Origin of the sequence: Mediterraneibacter sp. 210702-DFI.5.30, assembly GCF_020560115.1 — a bacterium.
GTDB classification, from domain to species: domain Bacteria; phylum Bacillota; class Clostridia; order Lachnospirales; family Lachnospiraceae; genus Mediterraneibacter; species Mediterraneibacter faecis.
Genome location: NZ_JAJCME010000014.1, coordinates 60,705 through 85,163, shown reverse-complemented (window position 1 = coordinate 85,163; position 24,459 = coordinate 60,705). Strand labels below are relative to the sequence as shown.

The 24,459-nt window shown below is 41.5% G+C and carries 20 protein-coding genes; 18 read left to right on the top strand and 2 right to left on the bottom strand.

The annotated features are described in order from the left end of the window. Positions 1-184 precede the first annotated feature (184 nt). The 3 genes from rny (at position 185) to LI126_RS12820 (ending at position 3,086) form a co-directional block, all read left to right on the top strand. Positions 185-1,738 (top strand): ribonuclease Y, encoded by a 1,554-nt coding sequence (gene rny / locus LI126_RS12830; protein WP_054752991.1) that lies wholly within the window; start codon positions 185-187, stop codon positions 1,736-1,738. Positions 1,739-1,880: 142 nt separating this feature from the next. Then, on the top strand, positions 1,881-2,420 hold the full coding sequence (locus LI126_RS12825; protein WP_015528893.1) for an NUDIX hydrolase: 540 nt from the start codon (positions 1,881-1,883) through the stop codon (positions 2,418-2,420). 123 nt (positions 2,421-2,543) lie between these two features. Then, a complete protein-coding gene (locus LI126_RS12820) occupies positions 2,544-3,086 on the top strand; it encodes a hypothetical protein (RefSeq protein WP_020435794.1) in 543 nt (180 codons plus the stop codon). Here LI126_RS12820 and LI126_RS12815 read toward each other — a convergent pair. Next, positions 3,043-4,392 carry a polysaccharide biosynthesis protein gene (locus tag LI126_RS12815; protein WP_117497471.1) on the bottom strand — a complete coding sequence of 450 codons (1,350 nt, stop codon included), beginning with the start codon at positions 4,390-4,392 and terminating at the stop codon, positions 3,043-3,045. The two genes, LI126_RS12820 and LI126_RS12815, sit on opposite strands and share 44 nt — an antisense overlap. 180 nt (positions 4,393-4,572) lie before the next feature. Between LI126_RS12815 and LI126_RS12810 the strand changes: the two genes are divergently transcribed. From LI126_RS12810 to LI126_RS12750, 13 genes are all read left to right on the top strand, one after another. Next, entirely contained in the window at positions 4,573-5,034 is a 462-nt protein-coding gene (locus LI126_RS12810) for an RrF2 family transcriptional regulator (protein WP_020435796.1), read from the top strand. A gap of 75 nt (positions 5,035-5,109) precedes the next feature. Continuing rightward, positions 5,110-6,300 (top strand): cysteine desulfurase NifS, encoded by a 1,191-nt coding sequence (gene nifS, locus LI126_RS12805; protein WP_055144655.1) that lies wholly within the window; start codon positions 5,110-5,112, stop codon positions 6,298-6,300. 72 nt (positions 6,301-6,372) lie between these two features. Then, complete coding sequence (gene nifU, locus LI126_RS12800) at positions 6,373-6,816, top strand: Fe-S cluster assembly scaffold protein NifU (protein WP_055156225.1); 444 nt, start codon at positions 6,373-6,375, stop codon at positions 6,814-6,816. Then, positions 6,816-7,892, top strand: a complete 1,077-nt coding sequence (gene mnmA, locus LI126_RS12795; protein WP_117497473.1) for a tRNA 2-thiouridine(34) synthase MnmA — start codon at positions 6,816-6,818, stop codon at positions 7,890-7,892. The genes nifU and mnmA overlap by 1 nt, the downstream gene beginning before the upstream one ends. Beyond that, complete coding sequence (locus LI126_RS12790; protein WP_227165523.1) at positions 7,889-8,710, top strand: histidinol-phosphatase HisJ family protein; 822 nt, start codon at positions 7,889-7,891, stop codon at positions 8,708-8,710. The genes mnmA and LI126_RS12790 overlap by 4 nt, the downstream gene beginning before the upstream one ends. Before the next feature lie 157 nt (positions 8,711-8,867). Further along, positions 8,868-9,887: a type I glyceraldehyde-3-phosphate dehydrogenase gene (gene gap / locus LI126_RS12785; RefSeq protein WP_015528899.1), complete on the top strand. Its 1,020-nt coding sequence runs from the start codon at positions 8,868-8,870 to the stop codon at positions 9,885-9,887. A 155-nt stretch (positions 9,888-10,042) separates the two neighbouring features. Further along, complete coding sequence (locus LI126_RS12780; protein WP_227165522.1) at positions 10,043-11,242, top strand: phosphoglycerate kinase; 1,200 nt, start codon at positions 10,043-10,045, stop codon at positions 11,240-11,242. 87 nt (positions 11,243-11,329) lie between these two features. Beyond that, positions 11,330-12,079 carry a triose-phosphate isomerase gene (tpiA, locus tag LI126_RS12775; RefSeq protein WP_227155737.1) on the top strand — a complete coding sequence of 250 codons (750 nt, stop codon included), beginning with the start codon at positions 11,330-11,332 and terminating at the stop codon, positions 12,077-12,079. A gap of 255 nt (positions 12,080-12,334) precedes the next feature. Then, positions 12,335-13,027 carry a 5'-methylthioadenosine/adenosylhomocysteine nucleosidase gene (locus tag LI126_RS12770; RefSeq protein ID WP_227155745.1) on the top strand — a complete coding sequence of 231 codons (693 nt, stop codon included), beginning with the start codon at positions 12,335-12,337 and terminating at the stop codon, positions 13,025-13,027. A 158-nt stretch (positions 13,028-13,185) separates the two neighbouring features. Continuing rightward, entirely contained in the window at positions 13,186-14,724 is a 1,539-nt protein-coding gene (gene gpmI, locus LI126_RS12765; protein WP_227165521.1) for a 2,3-bisphosphoglycerate-independent phosphoglycerate mutase, read from the top strand. 234 nt (positions 14,725-14,958) lie between these two features. Beyond that, on the top strand, positions 14,959-15,462 hold the full coding sequence (locus LI126_RS12760) for a GreA/GreB family elongation factor (protein WP_055156217.1): 504 nt from the start codon (positions 14,959-14,961) through the stop codon (positions 15,460-15,462). Between the two features lie 18 nt (positions 15,463-15,480). After that, positions 15,481-16,137 carry an HAD family hydrolase gene (locus LI126_RS12755; RefSeq protein ID WP_020436540.1) on the top strand — a complete coding sequence of 219 codons (657 nt, stop codon included), beginning with the start codon at positions 15,481-15,483 and terminating at the stop codon, positions 16,135-16,137. Positions 16,138-16,280: 143 nt separating this feature from the next. After that, on the top strand, positions 16,281-16,520 hold the full coding sequence (locus LI126_RS12750; protein ID WP_015528906.1) for a hypothetical protein: 240 nt from the start codon (positions 16,281-16,283) through the stop codon (positions 16,518-16,520). A 774-nt stretch (positions 16,521-17,294) separates the two neighbouring features. Here the strand turns inward: LI126_RS12750 and LI126_RS12745 are convergent. Continuing rightward, positions 17,295-21,536: a 2-hydroxyacyl-CoA dehydratase gene (locus tag LI126_RS12745; protein ID WP_227165520.1), complete on the bottom strand. Its 4,242-nt coding sequence runs from the start codon at positions 21,534-21,536 to the stop codon at positions 17,295-17,297. A gap of 350 nt (positions 21,537-21,886) precedes the next feature. On the opposite strand from LI126_RS12745, the gene LI126_RS12740 reads away from it, so the two are divergent. Both LI126_RS12740 and pyk read left to right on the top strand, forming a co-directional pair. Then, positions 21,887-22,732: a rhomboid family intramembrane serine protease gene (locus tag LI126_RS12740; protein WP_055144628.1), complete on the top strand. Its 846-nt coding sequence runs from the start codon at positions 21,887-21,889 to the stop codon at positions 22,730-22,732. Positions 22,733-22,897: 165 nt separating this feature from the next. Continuing rightward, positions 22,898-24,334 carry a pyruvate kinase gene (pyk, locus tag LI126_RS12735; RefSeq protein ID WP_015528909.1) on the top strand — a complete coding sequence of 479 codons (1,437 nt, stop codon included), beginning with the start codon at positions 22,898-22,900 and terminating at the stop codon, positions 24,332-24,334. Positions 24,335-24,459 lie beyond the last annotated feature (125 nt).

The window sequence follows — 24,459 nt, the reverse complement described above, 5'->3', positions numbered from 1 at the left end:
GGCGATTTAAAATGGCGAGATGCGTTGCTGGTCGCACATCGTGTGAACAGTAACCGGGTTATGTCATGTGATACAAAATAATAATTACAATGCTTGACATTGTTGTTGAAACAGTATAAAATTTAAGTGTTGTATTTGAGTAATATGTACAATGAAAATCGAATAAGGAGGTGCTCCTGTGCAGATAAGTCTAGGTTTATTTATAGGCGTTGCCGTGGCCCTCGCGTTGATAGTCGGAATCATTACTCACTTTGTTACAGTTTCCAATCTGAGAAAGAATGCGGAAAGCAAGATTGGGAATGCAGAAGCAAAAGCAAGAGAAATCATTGACGATGCTGTAAAGACTGCAGAGACGACGAAGAAGGAATCTCTTTTGGAAGTAAAGGAAGAGTCCATCAGGACAAAGAATGAACTTGAGAAAGAGACGAAAGAAAGAAGAGCGGAGTTACAGCGTTATGAGAAGCGTGTACTCGCGAAGGAAGAATCGGTCGACAAACGGTCAGATGTACTGGAACATCGTGAGAACAAACTGACAGCGAAGGAAGAACATCTTCGCCAGCGTGAAGCCAAAGTAGAAGAACTTAGCCAGAAACGTGTGCAGGAACTGGAACGAATCTCAGGACTTACCTCCGAACAGGCAAAAGAATATCTGTTAAAAACTGTTGAAGATGACGTCAAGCATGACACAGCCAAGATGGTCAGAGAACTGGAAACTCAGGCAAAGGAAGAGGCTGACAAGAAAGCAAAAGAGTATGTTGTGAATGCAATTCAGAGATGTGCAGCAGATCATGTTGCAGAGACTACAATTTCTGTAGTTCAGCTTCCAAGTGATGAGATGAAAGGAAGAATTATCGGTAGAGAAGGAAGAAACATCAGAACACTGGAAACATTAACCGGTGTGGAACTGATCATTGATGATACTCCGGAAGCGGTTGTATTATCAGGGTTTGACCCAATCCGCCGAGAAGTTGCAAGAATTGCACTTGAGCGTCTGATCGTGGATGGACGTATTCATCCGGCAAGAATTGAGGAGATGGTTGAAAAAGCTCAGAAAGAAGTGGATACAATGATCCGCGAGGAAGGAGAAGCTGCGGCTCTTGACGTTGGAGTTACAGGAATTCATCCGGAGTTGATCCGTCTTCTTGGACGTATGAAGTTCAGAACAAGCTATGGACAGAATGCATTGAAGCATTCAATCGAAGTGGCCCAGTTATCCGGTCTTATTGCAGGTGAAATCGGACTGGATGTCAGACTTGCAAAACGTGCAGGACTTCTTCATGATATTGGTAAATCAATTGATCATGACGTAGAAGGATCACATATTCAGATTGGTTCAGATCTTTGTAGAAAATACAAAGAATCAGCAACCATTATTAATGCTGTGGAGGCACATCATGGTGATGTGGAGCCGCAGAGTCTGATTGCTTGTGTTGTTCAGGCAGCGGATACTATTTCAGCTGCAAGACCGGGAGCAAGAAGAGAAACCATCGAGACATATACAAACAGATTGAAACAGTTAGAAGATATTACCAACCAGTTTAAAGGTGTAGATAAGTCTTTTGCCATTCAGGCAGGTAGAGAGATTCGTGTTATGGTAGTTCCGGAGCAGGTATCTGACGATGATATGGTGCTTTTAGCAAGGGATATTGCAAAACAGATTGAGTTTGAATTAGAATATCCTGGACAGATTAAAGTAAATGTTATTCGTGAGTCACGAGCAACAGATTACGCAAAATAAGAGAATCATAACAGAAGATGAAAGTTGGCCCTTGTCGAAAGACAGGGGCTTTTAGTTTACTGAGAAAGCTATTACAGGTAAGAGTAAAAGTCTTTGATATAGAATGCATACGGTGATGTAAGGTAAAAGAAGGGAGAACGGAATGAGCGAGAAGATTAAAAGAATTAACAGAGAATTGAAATTTAAAGGAAAGATTCTTGATTTTTATCAGGACACGATAGAAGTGGACGGGGATCATACCGTAGTATGGGATTTTATAGGTCATAAAGGAGCAGCAGCGGTAGTTCCGGTTACAGCAGATGGTAAGATTTTGATGGTGAGACAGTATAGAAATGCGCTGGATCGATATACATTGGAGATTCCGGCAGGAGCACTTGATGAAGTGGGAGAACCTGGTATAGAGTGTGCGTCTCGCGAATTAGAGGAAGAGACAGGGTATCGCAGCGAGAATCTTGAGTGGCTGATCACTTTACGGACAACAGTAGCATTTTGTAACGAACGGATTGAAGTTTATGTGGCACATGATCTGATACCGTCAAAACAGCATTTGGATGAAGATGAATTTATTGAACTTGGCGCTTATACAATAGAAGAATTGAAGGAAAAGATCTTTTCAGGTGAGATTGAAGATGCGAAGACAGTTTCTTCTTTGATGGCTTATGCTGTAAAGTATGGAAAATGATTGAATGCCGACAATAAGTAGCATCGCTGCCGCATGAGAAAAACCAGACACTCATATAATGGTGTGGAAGATTGAGGATAAAAATATATCCGCAGAACATTTTATAGGGTGGGAGGAATACTGGTGAAGGCATTTCGTACAGGTCATTACTTTCTGGCTCTGTTTTTTACAGGCTTTTTGACAGGAATCTTGATTGTCAATTATATATGGGGAGAACAGCTGAGCCTGATCGGAACTTTTACAGAAGTTTATCTTATGAGATTAAAGAATGAGAAGATATCTTTTCAACAGTACATTTGGTATTTGATTCAGGTACGGGGAATTTTTTTCCTGGTGCTGTTTTTGGCGATGGGAATCCGGATTAGAAAAATTGTGGCAGCGTTTTTTCTTCTGTGGACTGGGATGTCAGGAGGAATTTTACTGTCAGAGGCAGTGGCAGAATTAGGAATGAAGGGAAGTATTCTTTGTGTGGCAGGACTATTTCCACAGTTCCTTTTTTATGTTCCGGCAGTTCTTGTGCTTTTGCGCTTTTGTTGGAACTATCCACAGAATCAGTGGAACAGACAAAAAACGTTCTTTGTATGCGGTTTGTTTTTAATTGGGATTTTTTCAGAATCCTGTCTTAATCCGTGGCTGATTCAACAGATTGTAAATATTCTTTTTTGATTTCGTGGGAAAGTGTGAGTAATGCAACGAGGCAGACAGTTGATTGACTGATGAAAAGTCCCCATAGGTATCCTGTGATTCCATAGTGCGGGATTCCGAAATATACACTAAGAATGCGGATGGATAATCCAAGAAGATTGATCATCAGTGTCAGGGTTGTAAGTCCCAGTCCGTTGATTGCACTGAGAAGAGCGGAACTTGTGTACAGGAAAGGGCAGATCCAGGCAAGTGTTACGATGAAATTACCGGCTAAAGTACTGTGAAACAGGAAGTTTCCGAGAAAAGACCCGGTAAGAAGAAAGAAGACAGAACACAGAAGACCAAGGGAGAAACATCCTCCGGCAGCCTTTTTTATAAGGAGAAATGTCTCTTTTGAAGAGCTTTCAGCCTGCTTTTGTGCGACAGCAGGGATTAAAAGCAGGCTGACTGAGTTTGTGAGTGCACTGGGAAAAAGGATACATGGTAATGCCATTCCGGTCAGTACTCCATAAATACTGAGAGCTTCGGAAGCACTGTGAGATGCAAGCTCAAGGCAGACAGGGATTGAAGCTGCTTCAATTCCCTGCAAGAATGTAATTGCTGTGCGATTAACTGTCAATGGAACAGAGAGGCGTAGCAATTCAGAACAAGATTTTGAGATAGAAAGAATATATGGAGAATTGGCATCAAAACCCTTCTTCTTCAGTGAAAAAAGCGAGTAGCCTGCTGCTGCAAGTTCTCCGAAAATAATACCTGATACAGCCAATGGAATCTTAGGGTGAACTCCACGGTGTATAAAAATAAAATATAAAACAAAAACAGAAGAAATTCGAACAAATTGCTCGATTAACTGTGAAATAGCCGGGACAGAGGTTCTTTGCAGACCATAGTGATAACCACAGATACAACTGTGGACAGAAGCTGCCGGAAGTGCAAGAACGATCAGATATAATAGTGTTGCACATCTTGGATCTCCAAGAAAACGATTTGAAAGAAAAACGGAATTCTTCTGTACCAGAAAAGTACAAATCAGAGAAATCAGAACAGAAAGAATCAGACCTGTCTGGAAAATCAACTTTCCGTCCTGCGTTCGGCCAAGGGAGTGAAAGCGAGAGACACTTCTGGAAATGGCAGTTTCAAGACCTGAAGTACTCAAAGACAGGCAGAGTGCGTAGAAAGGGAAAATTAACTGATAAAGTCCGACCTGTTCTTCTCCAAAGGTATGGCTTAAGAAAATACGGAAAAAGAATCCGAGAACGCGGCTTACAAGACCGGCAGATGTGAGAATCAGTGTTCCTTTAATCAAAGAATGTTTTTTTCTAAACATAATACCCTCATGTCAAAATGATTGCTGCCACGTGCAACGCGGACAGTAACCAGAAATGAACTTATTTTTAAACAACATATTCAAGAAACATCCTTGACAGAACGTAAGACTGGTGATATCCTACAAAAGGAAACCCTAGTATAATACTAGGAAAAAGGAAAAGAAAAAGAAGGTGAAGATGTGAAACTGTCAACAAAGGGGAAATACGGATTGCGTGCCTTGATTGATCTGGCCCAATACAGTGAAGATTCTCCGGTTTCCATCACAAGTATTGCAAGACGTCAGGATATTTCAGAACGATATCTGGAACAATTGATGTCGAAGCTGAAAAAAGCAGGACTTGTCAAGAGTATCCGAGGTGCAAATGGTGGATATGTCTTAGCAAAGGAAGCGAAAGATATTTCTGTAGGAGATGTGCTTCGTGCACTGGAAGGAAATCTTGAACCAGTAGAATGCGCCGGACTTGATCCGGAAGGAGAATGCAAAGGTGCGGACAGCTGTGTAACAAAGTATGTGTGGAAACGAATCAATGATAGTATTAACCAGACAGTAGATGAAATCTGGCTGAACCAACTGGTGACAGAAAGTAAATGTCTTGGACATACAGACAATCATCTGGATTATACAAAGTGTAAAAACTGAAAAGAATCATTGTCTACAATTATTTGTAAACAGTAAGAAAACAAAGTAGATAAAATAAAAGTGAGGTAACAGGTAATGGGAAAATTAATTTATCTTGATAATGCAGCAACAACAAAGACAGCACCGGAAGTTGTGGATGCGATGCTCCCATATTTTACAGAGCATTTTGGCAACCCATCCAGTGTTTATGGTTTTGCGGCTGCGAATAAAGAAGTGATCACAAAACAGAGAGAAATCATAGCAAAAGCACTTGGTGCGAAGACAGAGGAGATTTATTTCACAGCTGGTGGTTCTGAATCTGATAACTGGGCGCTGAAAGCTACAGCTGAGGCTTATGAATCAAAGGGAAAACATATCATTACAACAAAGATTGAACATCATGCAATCCTTCATACAGGAGAATATCTCCAGAAGAGAGGATATGAAGTGACTTATCTGGATGTAGATGAAAATGGTATTGTCAGTCCGGAAGCTGTTGAAGCAGCGATCCGTCCGGATACAATTCTAGTCAGCGTAATGTTTGCAAACAATGAGATCGGAAGTATTCAGCCAATCAAAGAAATCGGAGAGATTGCACATAAACATGGAGTACTTTTCCATACAGATGCTGTCCAGGCGTTTGGTCAGGTACCGATCAATGTAGATGAGATGAATATCGATATGCTCAGTTCCAGCGGACATAAACTGAACGGACCGAAAGGAATCGGATTCCTTTATATCAGAAAAGGAGTGAAGATCCGTTCATTTATTCACGGCGGAGCCCAGGAGAGAAAACGCCGTGCAGGTACAGAGAATGTTCCGGGTATTGTAGGATACGGAAAAGCTGTAGAGCTTGCTATGGCTTCCATGGAACAGAGAATGAAACATGAGACAGAACTTCGTGATTATGCAATTGCAAGAATTGAGAATGAGATTCCATATTGTAGATTAAATGGAGATCGTGTGAAACGTGTTCCGAATAACATTAACTTCAGCTTCCAATTTGTTGAAGGAGAATCTTTGCTGATCATGCTGGATATGAAAGGAATCTGTGCTTCCAGTGGTTCCGCCTGCACATCAGGTTCTCTGGATCCATCCCATGTCCTTCTTGCAATCGGACTGCCGCATGAGATCGCACATGGTTCCCTTCGTATGACACTTGGAGCTGATACAACAAAAGAAGATATCGACTATACAGTAGATCAGCTTAAAGAGATTGTTGCCCATCTGCGCAGCATGTCACCGCTCTACGAAGATTTTATAAAAAAGCAGCAGAAGAATGCATAAGTCAGAATGATTTAAAAGGAAAATACAGAATAATTTTTGAATAAAAGATAAACAAAATGGAGGAATTACATTATGTATACAGAGAAAGTAATGGATCATTTTCAGCATCCAAGAAATGTAGGAGAGATTGAGAACGCCAGCGGTGTAGGAACAGTTGGAAATGCAAAATGTGGAGATATCATGAGAATCTATCTTGACATTGATGACAACCAGATCATCCGCGATGTGAAATTCAAAACATTCGGATGTGGAGCAGCTGTTGCAACATCCAGTATGGCTACTGAGATGGTAAAGGGGAAGAGTGTTCAGGAAGCAATGGAAGTAACGAACAAAGCAGTTATGGAAGCACTTGACGGACTTCCGCCGGTAAAAGTTCACTGCTCTCTGCTTGCAGAAGAGGCAATCCATGCAGCACTCTGGGATTATGCAGAGAAACATGGGATTAAGATTGAAGGCCTGAAGAAACCAAAGTCAGATATTCACGAAGGTGAAGAAGCAGAGGAAGAGGAATATTAATGAGCAAAGGCAAAGTTGTTGTAGGTATGTCCGGAGGAGTTGACTCCTCTGTGGCAGCCTGGCTTTTAAAAGAGCAGGGCTATGATGTGATCGGTGTGACGATGCAGATCTGGCAGGATGAAGACAACGTCGTTCAGGAAGAGAATGGAGGCTGCTGCGGGCTCAGTGCAGTGGATGATGCAAGACGGGTTGCGGCGTCTATAGGAATTCCTTATTATGTAATGAACTTTAAACAGGAATTTCAGAAAAATGTTATTGATTACTTTACAGAAGAGTATCTCAACGGAAGAACACCAAATCCATGTATTGCCTGTAACCGCTATGTGAAATGGGAAGCTCTTTTGCAGAGAAGTCTTTCAATTGGAGCAGATTATATTGCAACAGGACATTATGCAAGGATTGATAAGCTCCCGAACGGAAGATATGCAATCCGCAGATCTGCAACGCTTGCGAAAGACCAGACTTATGCACTTTATAATCTGACACAGGAACAGCTGGAACATACATTGATGCCGGTTGGAAATTATTCAAAAGATCAGATCCGTGAGATGGCAGAAAAAATCGGACTGCAGGTGGCAAATAAACCGGATAGTCAGGATATCTGTTTTGTTCCGGATGGAGACTATGCATCTTTTATTGAAGAAAACGCAGATGCTCCGATTCGTCAGGGAAATTTCGTGACACCGGATGGGAAGATCCTTGGAAAACACAAAGGAATCATTCATTATACAGTAGGACAGCGTAAAGGACTTGGGCTTGCATTAGGGTATCCTGCATTTGTACTGGAGATACGTCCGGAGACAGATGAAGTTGTAATCGGAACGTATGAAGAATCATTGACGCATACACTGCGTGCCAATGAGTTGAATTTTATGAGCGTGGAAGATCTTACAGAACCGATGCGTGTGTTTGCAAAGATTCGTTATAACCACAAAGGAGCCTGGTGTACCGTGGAGAAGACAGGAGAAGATGAGATTACCTGTACATTCGATGAACCAATCCGTGCAGTGACACCGGGACAGGCAGTTGTTCTTTATGATGGTGAGTATGTATTAGGAGGCGGCACAATATTATGATAACATGTGATGCTCATATGCATACAAGATTTTCAGAAGACAGTGATTCTTCAGTGCACTCCATGCTTGATGCAGCGGTGAATAAAGGAATGCAGGCAGTCTGCATCACGGATCATCTTGATAAAGACTTTCCAGAAACACCGGATTTTCCGGTGGGTGCATTTGTGTTCGACCTAGATGAATATTTCAGTAGACTGACGCAATTAAAAACAGAATATCAGAAAAAACTGGAAGTCCGAATCGGTGTAGAGATCGGACTTCAGCCACACCTGGGAGAATATTATAAAGAACTGACAGAAAAATATCCGTTTGATTTTGTGATCGGTTCAGTACATCTTATCCATGGACAGGATCCGTATTATCGTGGATTTTTTGAAGGACGAAGTGATGAAGAGGCTTATCATGAAGCATTTGAGGTGACAGTTGAAAATCTGAAAAAAATAGATTCCTTTGATAGTTTGGGACATTTGGACTATGTTGTCCGTTATGGCGCACATCAGGCAGAAGGATATTCTTATAGAAAATATGCAGACGAGATCGATGAGATACTAAAGCATCTGATCAGTCATGGAAAAGGACTTGAGATGAATATGGCAGGAATGAAATATGGTCTCGGATTCCCGAATCCACATCCGGATGTTATCAGAAGATACAAGGAGCTTGGTGGTGAAATTGTCACAATCGGAGCGGATGCACACCGTCCGGAACATGTCGCTTTTGACTTTGACAAGGCTGGCGAGATACTTATAAGCTGTGGTTTTAGTTATTATGCAGAATTTAAGGGGCGGAAACCGATATTTAAGAGAATTGTTCCATAAAAATCGAATTATATGGATTTAAGGGTTGAATTTTTGTTTCTGTTTTAGTACAATGAATCTAGTTGATGAATATTTAACAAATATCGCATTGTTATATTCATCGCCATGGCTGGAGACACAGTCATAAATTTTTTAAAACTTTTAGGAGGAATTAATCATGGCAGTAAAAGTAGCGATTAATGGTTTTGGACGTATCGGACGTCTTGCTTTCAGACAGATGTTCGGAGCAGAAGGATATGAGGTAGTAGCAATCAACGACCTTACATCTCCTAAGATGCTTGCTCACTTATTAAAATATGACTCAACTCAGGGAACATACGCTCTTGCAGATACAGTAGAGGCAGGAGAGGATTCCATCACAGTTGACGGAAAAGAGATCAAGATCTACGCAAAAGCTAACGCAGCTGAACTTCCTTGGGGAGAAATCGGTGTTGACGTTGTTCTGGAGTGTACAGGATTCTACACATCCAAAGCAAAAGCTCAGGCTCACATCGATGCAGGTGCTAAGAAAGTAGTTATTTCTGCTCCAGCTGGAAATGACCTTCCGACAATCGTTTACAATGTAAACCACGAGACACTTTCAAAAGATGAGAACATCATCTCCGCAGCTTCTTGTACAACAAACTGCCTGGCTCCGATGGCAAAAGCTCTTAACGACCTTGCAGCAATCAAGTCCGGTATCATGTGTACAATCCACGCTTACACAGGAGATCAGATGACACTTGATGGACCGCAGAGAAAAGGTGATCTTAGAAGATCCCGTGCAGCTGCAGTTAACATCGTACCAAACAGCACAGGTGCTGCTAAGGCAATCGGTCTTGTTATCCCAGAACTGAACGGAAAACTGATCGGATCTGCTCAGCGTGTTCCTACACCAACAGGTTCTACAACAATCCTTACAGCAGTAGTTGACGGAGAAGTTACAGTTGATCAGATCAACGAGGCTATGAAGGCTGCTTCCAACGAGTCCTTCGGATACAACACAGATCAGATCGTATCCAGCGATATCGTAGGAATGAGATATGGTTCACTGTTTGATGCTACTCAGACAATGGCTCTTCCAGTTGGCGATGGTACAACAGAGGTTCAGGTTGTTTCATGGTATGACAACGAGAACTCTTACACAAGCCAGATGGTAAGAACAATCAAATACTTTGGAAAACTTCTTGAGGCTTAATTCTTTTTGAGAAATTAGAATCTCAGAGATTTATCTGAATTATTGACTCACAATGGGGTCCGGTCTTATTGTAGGACCGGACTCCATTTTCTTTGTGCAGAACAGATTCTGCACGTGAAAGTGACAGGAAATAGAAATACAGGAGGCTATGAAAAATGGCAGCACTTAATAAAAAATCCGTAGATGATATCAATGTAAAAGGAAAAAGAGTTCTTGTAAGATGTGATTTCAACGTACCTCTTCAGGATGGAAAGATTACAGATGAGAACCGTATCGTGGCAGCTCTTCCTACAATCAAGAAGCTGATCGCTGATGGAGGAAAAGTAATCCTTTGCTCCCACCTTGGAAAACCGAAGGGAGAGCCAAAGCCGGAGCTTTCACTTGCACCAGTAGCAGTAAGACTTTCTGAGCTCCTCGGACAGGAAGTTAAATTTGCAGCTGATCCGGAAGTAGTTGGACCAAACGCAAAAGCAGCTGTTGAAGCTATGAAAGATGGAGATGTTATCCTTCTTGAAAATACACGTTACAGAGCAGAAGAGACAAAGAATGGTGAAGCATTCAGCAAAGATCTTGCATCTCTTTGTGATGTATTTGTAAACGATGCATTCGGAACAGCTCATAGAGCACACTGCTCTAACGTAGGTGTTACACAGTTTGTTGACACAGCAGTTGTTGGATATCTTATGCAGAAAGAAATCGATTTCCTTGGAAACGCAGTAGAGAATCCGGAAAGACCATTCGTTGCAATTCTTGGAGGATCTAAAGTATCCAGTAAGATTTCCGTAATCAACAACCTTCTTGACAAAGTTGATACACTCATCATCGGTGGTGGAATGTGCTATACATTTACAAAAGCTCAGGGCGGAAGCGTAGGAAATTCCCTTCTTGAGGAAGATTACTTACAGTATGCACTTGACATGGTTAAGAAAGCAGAGGAGAAAGGTGTTAAACTTCTTCTTCCAGTAGATGCTGTTGCAGCAGATGCTTTCTCTAACGATGCAAATACAAAAGTTGTAGCTCAGAACGAGATCCCGGACGGATGGATGGGTCTTGATATCGGACCTAAGACAGCTGAGATGTTCGCTGATGCTGTTAAATCTGCGAAGACAGTTGTATGGAACGGACCAATGGGATGCTTCGAGATGCCGAAATTCGCTGAAGGAACAAAGGCAGTAGCAGAAGCACTTGCCAACACAGATGCTGTAACAATCATCGGTGGTGGAGATTCTGCAGCAGCTGTTAACCAGCTTGGATATGGTGATAAGATGACACATATCTCTACAGGTGGTGGAGCTTCTCTTGAATTCCTCGAAGGAAAAGAACTTCCGGGAGTAGCGGCAGCTAACGATAAATAATAAGAATCTGTAATTACAGATTAGAAGAAACCCGTGTTGTTACATTTCACACGGGTTCTGAATATAAAATTCAAGGAGATAAGAACAATGGCAAGAAAGAAAATTATTGCAGGAAACTGGAAAATGAACAAAACTCCAAGCGAGGCAGTTGCACTTGTAGAAGAGTTAAAACCACTCGTAGCTAACGAAGACGTAGATGTCGTATTCTGCGTACCGGCTATTGATATTGTACCAGTTGTAGAGGCTGCTAAGGGAACAAACATCCAGGTTGGAGCTGAGAACATGTATTTTGAGGAGAGCGGAGCTTACACAGGTGAGATTTCCCCGAATATGCTTGTAGATGCAGGTGTTAAATATGTAGTTCTCGGACATTCTGAGAGAAGAGAGTACTTCGGTGAGACAAACGAAGATGTAAATAAGAAAATCCTGAAAGCATTTGAGCATGGTATTACACCAATCATGTGCTGTGGAGAAACTCTTGAGCAGAGAGAGCAGGGCGTAACAATGGACTTCATCCGTCAGCAGGTTAAGGTTGGATTCCAGGGTGTTACAGCAGATCAGGCTAAGACAGCAGTTATCGCTTACGAGCCAATCTGGGCAATCGGAACAGGAAAGACAGCTACAACAGAGCAGGCTGAAGAAGTTTGTGCAGGAATCCGTGCTTGCATCGCAGAAGTATATGATGAAGCTACAGCAGAAGCAATCCGTATCCAGTACGGCGGATCTGTAAACGCAGCTACAGCTCCTGAGCTTTTTGCACAGGCTAACATCGATGGAGGTCTTGTAGGTGGAGCTTCCCTTAAGGCTGACTTCGGAAAGATCGTTAACTACAAATAATAAGATCTAAGGCTGTTTCATTATAACAGATAATTAAGAAAGGTCATCTGGTCAGAAAGATATTTATATTGCCGGGCACAAGTAGTGCAGACAGTAGCGATATAGATAGCAATTCTGACAGGATGGCCTTTTTTCTTGACTTTGAAAATCATTTGAGTGTATCATAGAGGAGATTGATAAAATAATGTAACAGCTTAATGAAGAAAATAAAGCAATTAAGAAAAGGGAATATAAAAGATAGGAGATTAAGAAGCTATGGTAGGAATTATCGGAGCGATGGAAGAAGAAGTCCGTGAGCTGATCGAGGATATGACAGAATGCGAGATGCAGGAAAAGGCATCCATGAAATTTTATAAAGGTCAGCTTTATGGAAAAGAAGCAGTTGTTGTACAGAGCGGAATCGGTAAAGTGAACGCGGGAATCTGTACACAGATCCTTGCAGACTTTTATCAGGTGGATCAGCTGATTAATACAGGTGTAGCCGGTTCTCTGGATGCAGAGATCAATATCGGAGATATTGTTGTATCTACAGATGCAGTAGAGCATGATATGGATGTCAGTGCATTGGGAGATCCTGTCGGACAGGTGCCGCGTATGGATGTATTTGCATTTCCGGCAGATAAAGAACTTGTGAGAAAAGCAGTGGAAGCAAATAAAAAGGCGAATTCAGATATTCGTACATTTACAGGAAGAGTTGCAAGCGGAGACCAGTTTATTTCTGAAAAAGAAGTAAAAGAACGTATTGTTAATAATTTTGGTGCGAAATGTGCTGAGATGGAAGGAGCAGCAATTGCTCACGGTGCGTATTTGAATCATGTTCCATGTGTGATCATTCGTGCAATTTCAGATAAGGCAGATGGAAGTGCACAGGTGGATTATCCTACATTTGAGAAACAGGCGATCGTTCATGGTGTAAAGCTGATGAAAGAATTGCTTCCGACATTATAAGATTTTTAATGTAGTGATTTTTACATGAATTCAGGCGAAAATCTGCTTATTTTCGGATATATTTGACCAGAGCTCTGACTTGCAAAATTGTGCTAAAACTAGTACAATAAAGCGTAGAGTTAAAAAATAGACAATCTTAATGCAAAGGAGATATTGAGATGAGCAAAAAACCAACCGTATTGATGATTTTAGATGGATATGGATTAAGAGATAAGACAGAGGGTAATGCAGTAGCACTTGCGAATACTCCTGTTATGGATAAACTGATGGCAGAGTATCCGTTTGTAAAAGGAAATGCAAGCGGACTTTCTGTAGGTCTTCCGGATGGACAGATGGGTAACTCAGAAGTAGGACATATGAATATGGGTGCCGGACGTATCATTTATCAGGAACTTACAAAGATCACAAAGTCTATCGAAGACGGAGATTTCTTTGAGAACAAAGCTCTTCTTGCAGCTTGTGAGAATGTAAAGAAGAACGATTCTGCACTTCATCTGATGGGACTTGTATCTGACGGAGGAGTTCATAGTCATATTACTCATATTTATGGAATTCTTGAGCTCGCCAAGAGACAGGGAATTGAGAAAGTATATGTTCATTGTTTCCTTGACGGCCGTGATACACCACCGGCATCAGGTAAAGAGTATGTAGAGCAGCTTGAAGCAAAGATGAAAGAGATTGGTGTAGGTGAGGTTGCATCTGTATCCGGACGTTACTATGCAATGGATCGTGATAACCGTTGGGATCGTGTGGAGAAAGCTTACAAAGCATTAGTTGCAGGAGAAGGCAATACAGCAGAATCCGCAACAGCAGGAATCCAGGCTTCCTACGATGAAGATGTAACAGACGAGTTCGTAGTACCATTTGTTGTAACAAAAGACGGTGCTGCAACAGCAACAATCAAAGAAAATGATTCTGTTGTATTCTTCAACTTCCGTCCTGACAGAGCAAGAGAGCTCACAAGAACATTCTGTGATGACGGTTTTGACGGATTTGAAAGAGGAGACAGAGTGAAGACTACATTCGTATGCTTCACAGAGTATGATGCGACAATCGAGAATAAGATGGTTGCATTCGTAAAAGAATCTATTACGAATACATTTGGACAGTTCCTTGCAGATAACGGACTGAAACAGGCTCGTATTGCAGAGACAGAGAAATATGCTCACGTAACATTCTTCTTCAATGGTGGAGTAGAAGAGCCGAATGAGGGAGAGGACAGAATCCTTGTGAAATCCCCTAAGGTTGCTACTTATGACCTGAAACCGGAGATGAGCGCTTACGAAGTATGTGACAAGCTTGTTGGAGCGATCAAGTCTGAGAACTATGATGTGATCGTGATCAACTTTGCAAACCCTGACATGGTAGGACATACAGGTGTTCAGGAAGCTGCGATCAAGGCTGTAGAAGCAGTTGACGAGTGTGTAGGAAAGGCTGTAGAGGCTCTGAAAGAAGTAGACGGACAGATGTTCATCTGCGCTGACCACGGAAATGCAGAGCAGCTGATCGATGAGGAGACAGGTGAGCCATTCACAGCTCATACAACAAATCCGGTACCGTTTATCCTTGTAAATGCTGATCCGGCTTACAAATTAAGAGAAGGCGGATGCCTGGCAGACATCGCTCCGACACTGATCGAGCTGATGGGAATGCAGCAGCCGGCTGAGATGACAGGAAAATCTCTGTTAGTGAAATAATTCATAAGTGTTGAATTTGGATTCAGGCAACTTGAATGATTCTTTCAAGAGAAAAGAATCTAGAAGAAAATTGCGTGGATTAAGATAGAAGTGAAAAGGGAAAGCTATTGACTGCGATAACAACAGTGCTTGTTTTAGTTTATCGTAATTGATAGCTTTCCTTTTCCCTATAGGTTGTTGTTCGCAGTAGATGTGTACAGCAATACCTATAGTTCAGAGAGGAAAGGAAAAGTCATGCGTGAAAGATTGACAAAAAATGATGTAGAAAAGATTCAGGCAGAGATTGAGCATCGAAAATTAGTAGAACGTAAAGAATTGATTGAAGCAGTGAAAGAAGCAAGATCTCATGGAGACTTGAGTGAGAACTTCGAATATCACGCAGCGAAAAAAGCGAAGAATCAGAACGAAAGTCGTATTCGTTATCTGGAAAGAATGCTCAAGACAGCTGAGATTGTGGAAGATCATTCGAAAGAGGATGAAATTGGCCTGAATAATACCGTAGAACTTTATTGTGAAGACGATGATGAGATCGAGACATATCGCATTGTAACTTCTGTAAGAGGAAGCTCTTTGAACGGACTGGTCAGCATAGAATCTCCGATTGGAAAAGCCCTGCTCGGACATAAAGAAGGCGAGAGAGTCTATATTAAAGTGAACGATGATTTCGGCTATTATGTGGTGATCCGTAAAGTGATAAAAACTGAAAGTGAAGAGGATGATCAAATTAGAAAATTTTAATAGAGTGAGGAATTGGAAATGAAAATAACAACTGTACTGTTTGATCTGGACGGAACACTCACAGATTCAGGTCCGGGAATTATGAATTCTGTAAAATATGCGCTGGAGAAGGTGGGAGAACCGACACCTGACGTAGATGAATTACGTAAATTTATTGGACCACCGCTGAAGGGTCAGTTTATGGAACACTGTGGAATTGATGAAGAAAAAGCAGCAGAGATGGTTACTCTTTATCGAGAATATTTCACAGTGACAGGTATTTTTGAAAACAGTGTGTATGATGGCGTAGAAGAGATGCTCAAGACATTGAAACAAGCGGGAATCAAGATTGCGATGGCGACATCCAAGCCGGAAAAATTTGCTAAAATCATCGCAGATCACTTTGGACTGGCTCAATATTTTGATGTGATCGGCGGGGCATGTATGGATGAGACACGTACAGAAAAACAAGATGTTATCCGTTATGTCTTGGAACAGTGCGAAGAGAAAGAACTGGATAAAATCGTAATGGTCGGAGATCGTTCTTATGACATACTAGGAGGCCATGCGGAAGGGCTGAAAGTGATCGGTGTTCTGTATGGATACGGAGATTTAAAAGAACTCTCAGAGGCAGGTGCAGATGCTCTGGCAACAACACCACAGGAAGTGGCCGAACTGGTTCTGGAAACCGAATAAAGTAAATCGATTTAACAATAGTTTGATTTATTTTACATAGATTTAGCATTGGAAGAAAATGAGACTTTACAAATACCCTCTATACTAAGAATTGTCAAAAGGAAAAACACTTAGACATTTTTAGTAGAAAGAGGGTAATTTTTATGTATGGAAAACTTTGGAGTTTTGTAAATCATTATATAGATGCAGATCATGCACTTGCAGTATATCTGCCAATTTTAATTGTAGGATGGACAATCATAGGAACACTGTTTGGATTAGGAGTATGTTCTGCAATCAGGATAGATCTGATACAGAGTCTGGCAGATATCCTCTGTGCAGGAGGATACGCAGGAATTTTCCTGGGACTTTTCGGGGGAATCCTTTACTTGTATCGGAAATAAAATTTAGCGTAGAGATTCTTATTTGAGTATCGGACGAAAACTGAAAATATGATTTTGAAGAGTCGATTGTTAGAAGAACGATACAGGAACGCTGACTCAGGGTTATGCACGCTGTTCATACTAGGAAAAACAATAGACTGCTAAAAGCAAAGAAAGGATTGACAAACTCGCTGCTGCTCAAACAGCTGTCAATCCTTTCTTTAACGCAATCTATTGTTTTTCAAGTATGAGCAAGCATGCTCCACATTCGTCTTCGCCCCTGTATCATTCTTCTAACATGAAACTTCTCGAAGTTCATATTTTCTGTTTTCTGTTTACTGAAAAAGATAGACTTCTACGCTAAATTTTATTGAAAAATACGTTGGAAGCCAGTGTACTGTCTTGTTGACATTTTGCTAAATAACTTATGTAAATTTCCATCTGCTACGTTTTGGTTTTAAGTAGAGTTCTTCTTTCGAGAAAGTAGAAATCTGATATCGCTGAAAACTTACAGATAGACAAACATCGAGGGTTTGATTCAGGTGACTGTTCTGTGTGCTTGGAAAGACTTAAAAAACGAAAGATTACGTTGAAGCAATGCGAGGCAGCTGTCTGAAGCGGCAGCGAGTTTGCCGAACACTGCTTTGTTCTTAGTAACCTTTCGTTTTTTTTAGCCTTTCCTGTATACAGAACCCGGAGCCTGCATCAAACCCTCGATGTCTGTCTATTCGAATAAACTTTATATGCGATATCTGATTTCGTCCGAACTCGAAAAAGAATCCCTACGATAAATTTCTATTTCTCCAAATTCTTAAACGCCGTCGACAGCATCAGTTTGATACGATTCAACTGATTTACTTCACTTGCGCCCGGATCGAAGTCGATTGCTACGATGTTGGATTCAGGGTGTCTGCGGCGGAGTTCTTTGATAACTCCCTTACCTACAACATGGTTTGGCAGGCAGGCGAATGGCTGGGTGCAGACAATATTTCCGGCACCGCTGTGAATGAGTTCGAGCATCTCACCGGTCAGGAACCATCCTTCACCGGTTTGGTTTCCGAGAGATACGATCTCTGAAGCCATTTTTGCAAGATCTTCAATGTGAGCCGGCGGATCAAAGTGTTTACTTTCTGCAAATGCTTTGGAAGCCGGAGCACGGAACCATTCCAGAGCTTTGATTCCAAGATTTCCTGCTGTTGCTTTGGACTTCTTCATTCCCAGATGGGAAACTTTGAAGTTCTGATTGTAGAAGCAGTAGAGCAGGAAGTCGAGAAGATCCGGAACAACTGCTTCGGCGCCTTCACTTTCCAAAAGCTCTGCCAGATGATTGTTGGCAGCCGGAAGGAATTTAACAAGGATTTCTCCAACGATTCCAACACGAGGTTTCTTAATGTCGAGTGTTTCTATATTATCAAAATCATTGATGATATCTTTACAAAGCTTCTTAAATCTCTTACGGGACGGATATCCTTCGGACACAAACTTCTTAACAACTTCAACCCATTTGCGGTGAATCTTATCTGTAGTTCCCGGTACGGCCTCATAAGGACGCATACGGTAAACGCATTTCATAAAGATATCTCCGAATACTGCTGCGTAGATTCCGCGGAGAACCAGTGCAGGAGAAAGTTTGAATCCAGGATTATCTTCCAGTCCACTTAAGTTAAGTGAGATAACCGGAATATGCTCCATGCCGGCTTTCTTAAGTGCACGACGGATAAATCCGATATAGTTCGAAGCACGGCAGCCACCACCAGTTTGTGTGATGATAACAGCTGTATGATTCAAGTCATATTTTCCGGATAACAGTGCATCCATGATCTGACCGACAACGATCAGAGAAGGGTAGCAAGCATCGTTATTTACATATTTTAATCCCATATCGACAGCCTGTTTGTTATCGTTAGGAAGAACATCGATGTTGTATCCGGCAGCGCGGAAAGCAGGCTCAAGCAGTTCAAAATGAATCGGAGACATCTGCGGACAGAGAATTGTATAATCCTTACGCATTTCTTTTGTAAATGTAACCTTTTCGATAGAAGCCGGACGAATGGTACGTTTTTCCTGTTTCTTTTCACGCACACGGATTGCGGCGAGAAGAGAGCGTACACGGATTCTTGCAGCTCCAAGATTATTTACTTCATCAATCTTCAAAGTTGTGTAGATCTTATCTGAATTTGTAAGGATCTCAGCAACCTGATCTGTTGTAACAGCATCCAGTCCACATCCGAAGGAGTTGAGCTGAATCAGATCAAGATTCTCCGTTGTCTTTACATAATTCGCGGCAGCATACAGTCTGGAGTGGTACATCCACTGATCCATAACATTCAGAGGGTGCTCTGCCGGATTCAAATGAGAGACAGAGTCTTCTGTAAGTACTGCAATATTGTAGGATGTAATCAATTCAGGAAGACCATGATTTACCTCCGGATCGATATGGTATGGACGACCGGCAAGTACGATACCGCGGTTTCCTGTTTCATTTAAGAAACGGATTGTTTCTTCCCCTTTATTTCTCATATCCTGACGACAGGCAGCAAGTTCATTCCATGCGTCATGGACTGCTGACTTGATTTCGCTTTCGGAAAGAGAGAACTTCTTACTTAATTCTTCTACAAGACGATAAGAAATCGTCTCTTCACTTTCAAAATTCAAGAATGGATGGATAAAATCAACTTCTCCGTTGACGATCGGGTCCATGTTATTCTTGATGTTTTCCGGATAAGAAGTAACGATCGGACAGTTGTAGTGATTATCAGAATCAGCAAATTCTTTCCGCTCATACGGGATTGACGGATAGAAAATGTGTTTCACTCCCTGATTGATCAGCCACTGTACATGTCCGTGCGCCAGTTTCGCCGGATAACACTCGGATTCACTTGGAATAGATTCAATACCAAGTTCATAAACCTTTCTTGTGGAAGCTGGTGACAGAACAACACGGAATCCAAGTTTTGTAAAAAATGTGAACCAGAACGGATAGTTCTCATACATATTCAATACGCGAGGAATACCGATTAATCCGTGTTTTGCCTCTTCTTCGGAAAGCGGTTCATAATCAAAATAGCGATGCAATTTATATTCAAATAAATTCGGCATCTGATTTTTTGATTTCTCTTTTCCAAGTCCGCGCTCACAGCGATTTCCTGTGATGAATTTACGTCCACCACTGAAATGGTTGATCGTCAGACGGCAGTTGTTTGTACATCCACGACATTTTGTCATTGTTGTGGAGTATTCAAGGGAACGGATGTCATCAATGGAAAGCATGGTTGTGCCTTCGCAGTCAACATAACGTTCTCGGGCAATCAGAGCTGCACCGAATGCACCCATGATTCCGGCAATGTCCGGGCGGATCGCTTCGCAGTTTGCGATTTTCTCAAAGCTTCGAAGAACTGCATTATTATAGAAGGTACCTCCCTGAACAACAATATGATTTCCAAGTTCGGATGCATCAGATACTTTGATTACCTTGAACAGGGCATTCTTGATAACAGAATAAGCAAGTCCGGCTGAGATATCAGCAACAGACGCCCCCTCTTTCTGTGCCTGTTTTACTTTGGAGTTCATAAATACAGTACAGCGTGTTCCGAGATCGATCGGGTTCTGTGCATAAAGTGCTTCGTGAGCAAAATCCTCTACCGAATAATTCAGAGATTTTGCAAATGTCTCAATGAAAGAACCGCATCCGGAAGAGCAGGCTTCGTTCAGCTGAACACTGTCGACAGTCTGATTTTTGATTTTGATACATTTCATATCCTGACCGCCAATGTCCAGAATACAGTCTACATCCGGTTCAAAGAAGGATGCTGCATAATAATGAGAAACAGTCTCAACTTCTCCTTCATCAAGCATCAGAGCAGCTTTGATCAGTGCTTCGCCGTATCCTGTGGAACAGGAATGAACAATCTCTACACCCTCAGGGAGTTGATCGTAAATATCTTTGATCGCTGTGATCGTTGTACCAAGCGGATCCCCGTCGTTGTTGTGATAGAAGGAATAAAGAAGTGTTCCGTCTTCACCAACGAGAGCTGCTTTTGTAGTTGTTGAACCGGCATCGATTCCAAGAAATGCTTTTCCTTTGTATGAGGCAAGATCTTTTACCGGCACCTGATGCTTTGCATGGCGGGAAATGAATTCCTCGTAATCAGCAGTTGTTGCAAACAGTGGATCCAGACGTTCCACTTCAAAATCCATTTGGATTTTATTCTCGAGACGATTCTGCATATCACGCAGTTCCATCGGAGTATCTTTTTTGGAATTCAGTGCGGAACCAATCGCAGCAAACAAATGTGAGTGATTTGGTGCGATAATATGTTCATCATCCAGTTTTAATGTGCGGATGAATGCTTCTCTTAATTCTGAGAGGAAATGAAGTGGACCTCCTAAAAATGCAACATGACCACGGATCGGTTTTCCACAGGCAAGACCACTGATGGTCTGATTCACAACAGCCTGGAAAATGGATGCGGCAAGGTCTTCCTTAGCAGCACCGTCATTGATCAGTGGCTGGATATCTGTCTTGGCAAATACACCGCAGCGCGCAGCGATAGAGTATAATGCTTTGTAATTTTTAGCGTATTCATTCAGACCGGAAGCATCTGTCTGAAGAAGAGATGCCATCTGGTCAATGAAAGAACCTGTACCACCGGCACAGACACCATTCATACGCTGTTCTACATTTCCACCCTCAAAATAAATGATCTTCGCATCTTCTCCACCAAGCTCAATTGCTACATCTGTCTGAGGAGCGTAATCCTGTAGTGCAGTGGAGACTGCAATTACCTCCTGGACAAATGGAACACCGAGATGTTTGGCAAGTGTCAGACCACCGCTTCCTGTGATGACAGGAGAAACCTGGATTGGTCCAAGCTTATAAAGCGCACGGCCGAGCAGATCGGAAAGCGTCTCCTGGATATTAGCGAAATGGCGTTCATAATCAGAGAAGAGGACTTCATTTTCATCATTAAGAATTGCAATTTTTACTGTTGTGGAACCAATGTCGATTCCTAAAGTATGTAGATTTTTTGCGTTCATAATTAATATCCCCAATCTTTTGTAATTCAGTTAATTTGTCAAATTTATATGAGTTACTACCTATTAAATGCGTTTGTTAGCTCGCAATAAATAACATTATACGACAAGATTCTCAAAAAGACAATGGTTATTGTAGTGTAGTAAGTGTGAAGAAATGAGCTGCAATATGGCAAAATGTCTAAGTAGAAAGGAAAGGAAAATATCATATTCTTGTTAAAAGTGTATTAATATAAAAACAATCGTTTGACAAAACAAGTCTTCCCTTGTACAATTACTGCTATACGAAGATGTGAGTGCTGACCACATGTAGTGGACAGTAATATAAAATGAAAATAGAAGGAGAATACAAGTTGAACTGGCTTGACAAATTAGAAAAAAAATTAGGTCGTTTTGCAATACCGAATCTTACGGTGTATCTGCTGGCCGGGTATGTGATAGGTTTCGCTATTTATTATTTAGCACCGGGACTTTTAGGATGGCTTACACTGGAACCGGCATATATTTTAAGAGGACAGATCTGGAGGATTATTTCCTGGGTATTGATCCCACCAACAGGAAGTTTGATTTCTTTACTGTTTCTAGTATTATTGTACTATTCTCTTGGTTCTGCACTTGAGAGAACCTGGGGAACATTCCGTTATAATGTATACATTTTTTCAGGAATACTTTTTACAGTGATCGCAGTATTCATACTGTATGGTGTGTTTTATCTTATCTATGGAATTGAACTTCCACTTTCAAGTATCGGATTGATCAGCACGAACTACATTACAATGTCTATCTTTTTGGCATTTGCTTCCATCTATCCGGATATGGAAGTTTTACTCTATTTTATTTTACCGATTAAGATGAAATGGATGGCTTTCGTATATGTAGCAATGGCACTGTATTATTTCTTTACAGGAAGTCTCGCAACGAAAGTTGCGATTGCGGCATCCTTATTGAACTTTGTTATCTTTTTCCTGTCCAGCAGGAATATGAAGCGTTTCAGTCCGAAAGAGCAGGCGAGAAAAGCAAAGTTTAAACAGCAGACGAGACCACATATGACTTATGCGAATGGGGCAAGACACCGTTGTGCAGTCTGCGGACGTACAGAACTTGATGATCCGACATTGGAGTTCCGTTTCTGTTCAAAATGTAATGGAAACTATGAGTATTGCCAGGATCATTTATTTACACATGAACATGTGAAGTAGAAAATGAGAATTGTGTAACGCATATTTCTCATAGTTTACCGGAGATGAGGTATGGCAGTGCAGTGTATCAGATCAGAGTTGCAGCCGAAAGTGATATGGTGTAGCTTCGCTCCAGGTGTATAGGAACTTTATGGTTATATTTTTTAAAGGAGAGATTGACTTAGTATGAAAAAAACAAAAGTAGTATGTACGATGGGACCAAACACAAATGATAGAGAACTGATGAGAAAACTCATCCAGAATGGCATGGATGTAGCTCGTTTCAACTTCTCTCATGGTGATCATGAAGAGCAGAAGGGTCGTATGGATATGCTCAAAGAGCTTCGCGAGGAAGAGCATGCAACGACAGCTATTCTTCTGGATACAAAGGGACCAGAGATCCGTACAGGTGTTCTGAAAGACGGAAAGAAGATTAAGCTTGAAACAGGGAAGACCTTTACACTTACTACAGAAGATATTGTTGGTGATGAGAATAAAGTATCTATCACATATAAGGGACTTGCAGAAGATGTAAGTGAAGGAAAGATTATTTTGATCGATGATGGTCTGATCGGACTGAAAGTAATCGGAAAAACAGACAAAGAAATTCATTGTGAGATCATCAACGGTGGTGAACTCGGAGAGAAAAAGGGCGTTAATGTACCGGGAGTACCGGTAAGACTTCCGGCAATCACTGAGAAAGATAAAGAAGATATTAAATTTGGAGCAGAGCAGGGGATTGATTTTATCGCTGCATCTTTCGTAAGAAATGCAGAGTGTATTCTTGAGATCAAGGCATATCTGAAGTCTCTCGGAGCTCCTTACATTCCGATTATTGCAAAGATTGAGAATGAAGAAGGAATCAGCAATATCGATGAGATCATTCGTGCAGCAGATGGTATCATGGTTGCCCGTGGAGACCTCGGAGTTGAGATTCCGGCAGAGGAACTTCCATATCTTCAGAAGATGATGATCCAGAAATGTAACGATCAGTTCAAGACAGTTATCACAGCAACACAGATGCTCGATTCTATGATGCGTAATCCACGTCCGACAAGAGCTGAGGTAACAGACGTTGCGAACGCTGTATATGATGGAACAGATGCTGTAATGCTCTCAGGAGAGACAGCACAGGGTAAATACCCACTCGAGGCGCTTCAGATGATGGTTCATATCATTGAGCAGACAGAGAAACACCTTGATTATGATAGCATGCTTGAGAAAGAGCACGGTCATTTAAGAGGCGGAGTATCCAGTGCAATCGGATATTCATCCGTACTGGCAGCAGCAAACCTGAATGCAAAATGTATCATTACACCATCTGTATCAGGAGCAACTTCAAGAGTTGTATCCAACTTAAGACCAAGACAGGAAATCCTTGGTGTAACTCCGAACGAGAGAACACTGAGAAGAATGTCTATTTACTGGGGCGTAAGACCGCTGAAGTCTCTTGAAGTTGATACAACAGAAGATATCTGTGAAAATGCGATCGAACTGGCACAGGTAAAACAGTATGTTGAGCCGGGAGATGTTGTAGTTATCACAGCTGGAATTCCTTCAACAAATGTAAGCAAAGAGAGAAGCTTTACAAGTAATATGATGAGAATTGTGACAGTAGATTAAATTAGAAAAACTTTTAATAAGAGCCAGAACAGTTACCGTGCGAGGTGCCTGTTCTGGCTCTTATTAAATACAATCAATATATTGACATCCAACAATCAATGCTGTATAGTGTTCCTGTAAAGAAC

Excerpts from the sequence above, each read along its gene's own strand:
- LI126_RS12815 (WP_117497471.1), bottom strand. The coding sequence starts at position 4,392 with ATGTTTAGAAAAAAACATTCTTTGATTAAAGGAACACTGATTCTCACA.
- LI126_RS12745 (WP_227165520.1), bottom strand. The coding sequence starts at position 21,536 with ATGAACGCAAAAAATCTACATACTTTAGGAATCGACATTGGTTCCACA.
- pyk (WP_015528909.1), top strand. The coding sequence starts at position 22,898 with ATGAAAAAAACAAAAGTAGTATGTACGATGGGACCAAACACAAATGAT.
- nifS (WP_055144655.1), top strand. The coding sequence starts at position 5,110 with ATGGGAAAATTAATTTATCTTGATAATGCAGCAACAACAAAGACAGCA.
- nifU (WP_055156225.1), top strand. The coding sequence starts at position 6,373 with ATGTATACAGAGAAAGTAATGGATCATTTTCAGCATCCAAGAAATGTA.
- LI126_RS12750 (WP_015528906.1), top strand. The coding sequence starts at position 16,281 with ATGTATGGAAAACTTTGGAGTTTTGTAAATCATTATATAGATGCAGAT.
- LI126_RS12755 (WP_020436540.1), top strand. The coding sequence starts at position 15,481 with ATGAAAATAACAACTGTACTGTTTGATCTGGACGGAACACTCACAGAT.
- tpiA (WP_227155737.1), top strand. The coding sequence starts at position 11,330 with ATGGCAAGAAAGAAAATTATTGCAGGAAACTGGAAAATGAACAAAACT.
- gpmI (WP_227165521.1), top strand. The coding sequence starts at position 13,186 with ATGAGCAAAAAACCAACCGTATTGATGATTTTAGATGGATATGGATTA.
- LI126_RS12825 (WP_015528893.1), top strand. The coding sequence starts at position 1,881 with ATGAGCGAGAAGATTAAAAGAATTAACAGAGAATTGAAATTTAAAGGA.
- gap (WP_015528899.1), top strand. The coding sequence starts at position 8,868 with ATGGCAGTAAAAGTAGCGATTAATGGTTTTGGACGTATCGGACGTCTT.
- LI126_RS12770 (WP_227155745.1), top strand. The coding sequence starts at position 12,335 with ATGGTAGGAATTATCGGAGCGATGGAAGAAGAAGTCCGTGAGCTGATC.
- LI126_RS12790 (WP_227165523.1), top strand. The coding sequence starts at position 7,889 with ATGATAACATGTGATGCTCATATGCATACAAGATTTTCAGAAGACAGT.
- LI126_RS12780 (WP_227165522.1), top strand. The coding sequence starts at position 10,043 with ATGGCAGCACTTAATAAAAAATCCGTAGATGATATCAATGTAAAAGGA.
- LI126_RS12760 (WP_055156217.1), top strand. The coding sequence starts at position 14,959 with ATGCGTGAAAGATTGACAAAAAATGATGTAGAAAAGATTCAGGCAGAG.
- mnmA (WP_117497473.1), top strand. The coding sequence starts at position 6,816 with ATGAGCAAAGGCAAAGTTGTTGTAGGTATGTCCGGAGGAGTTGACTCC.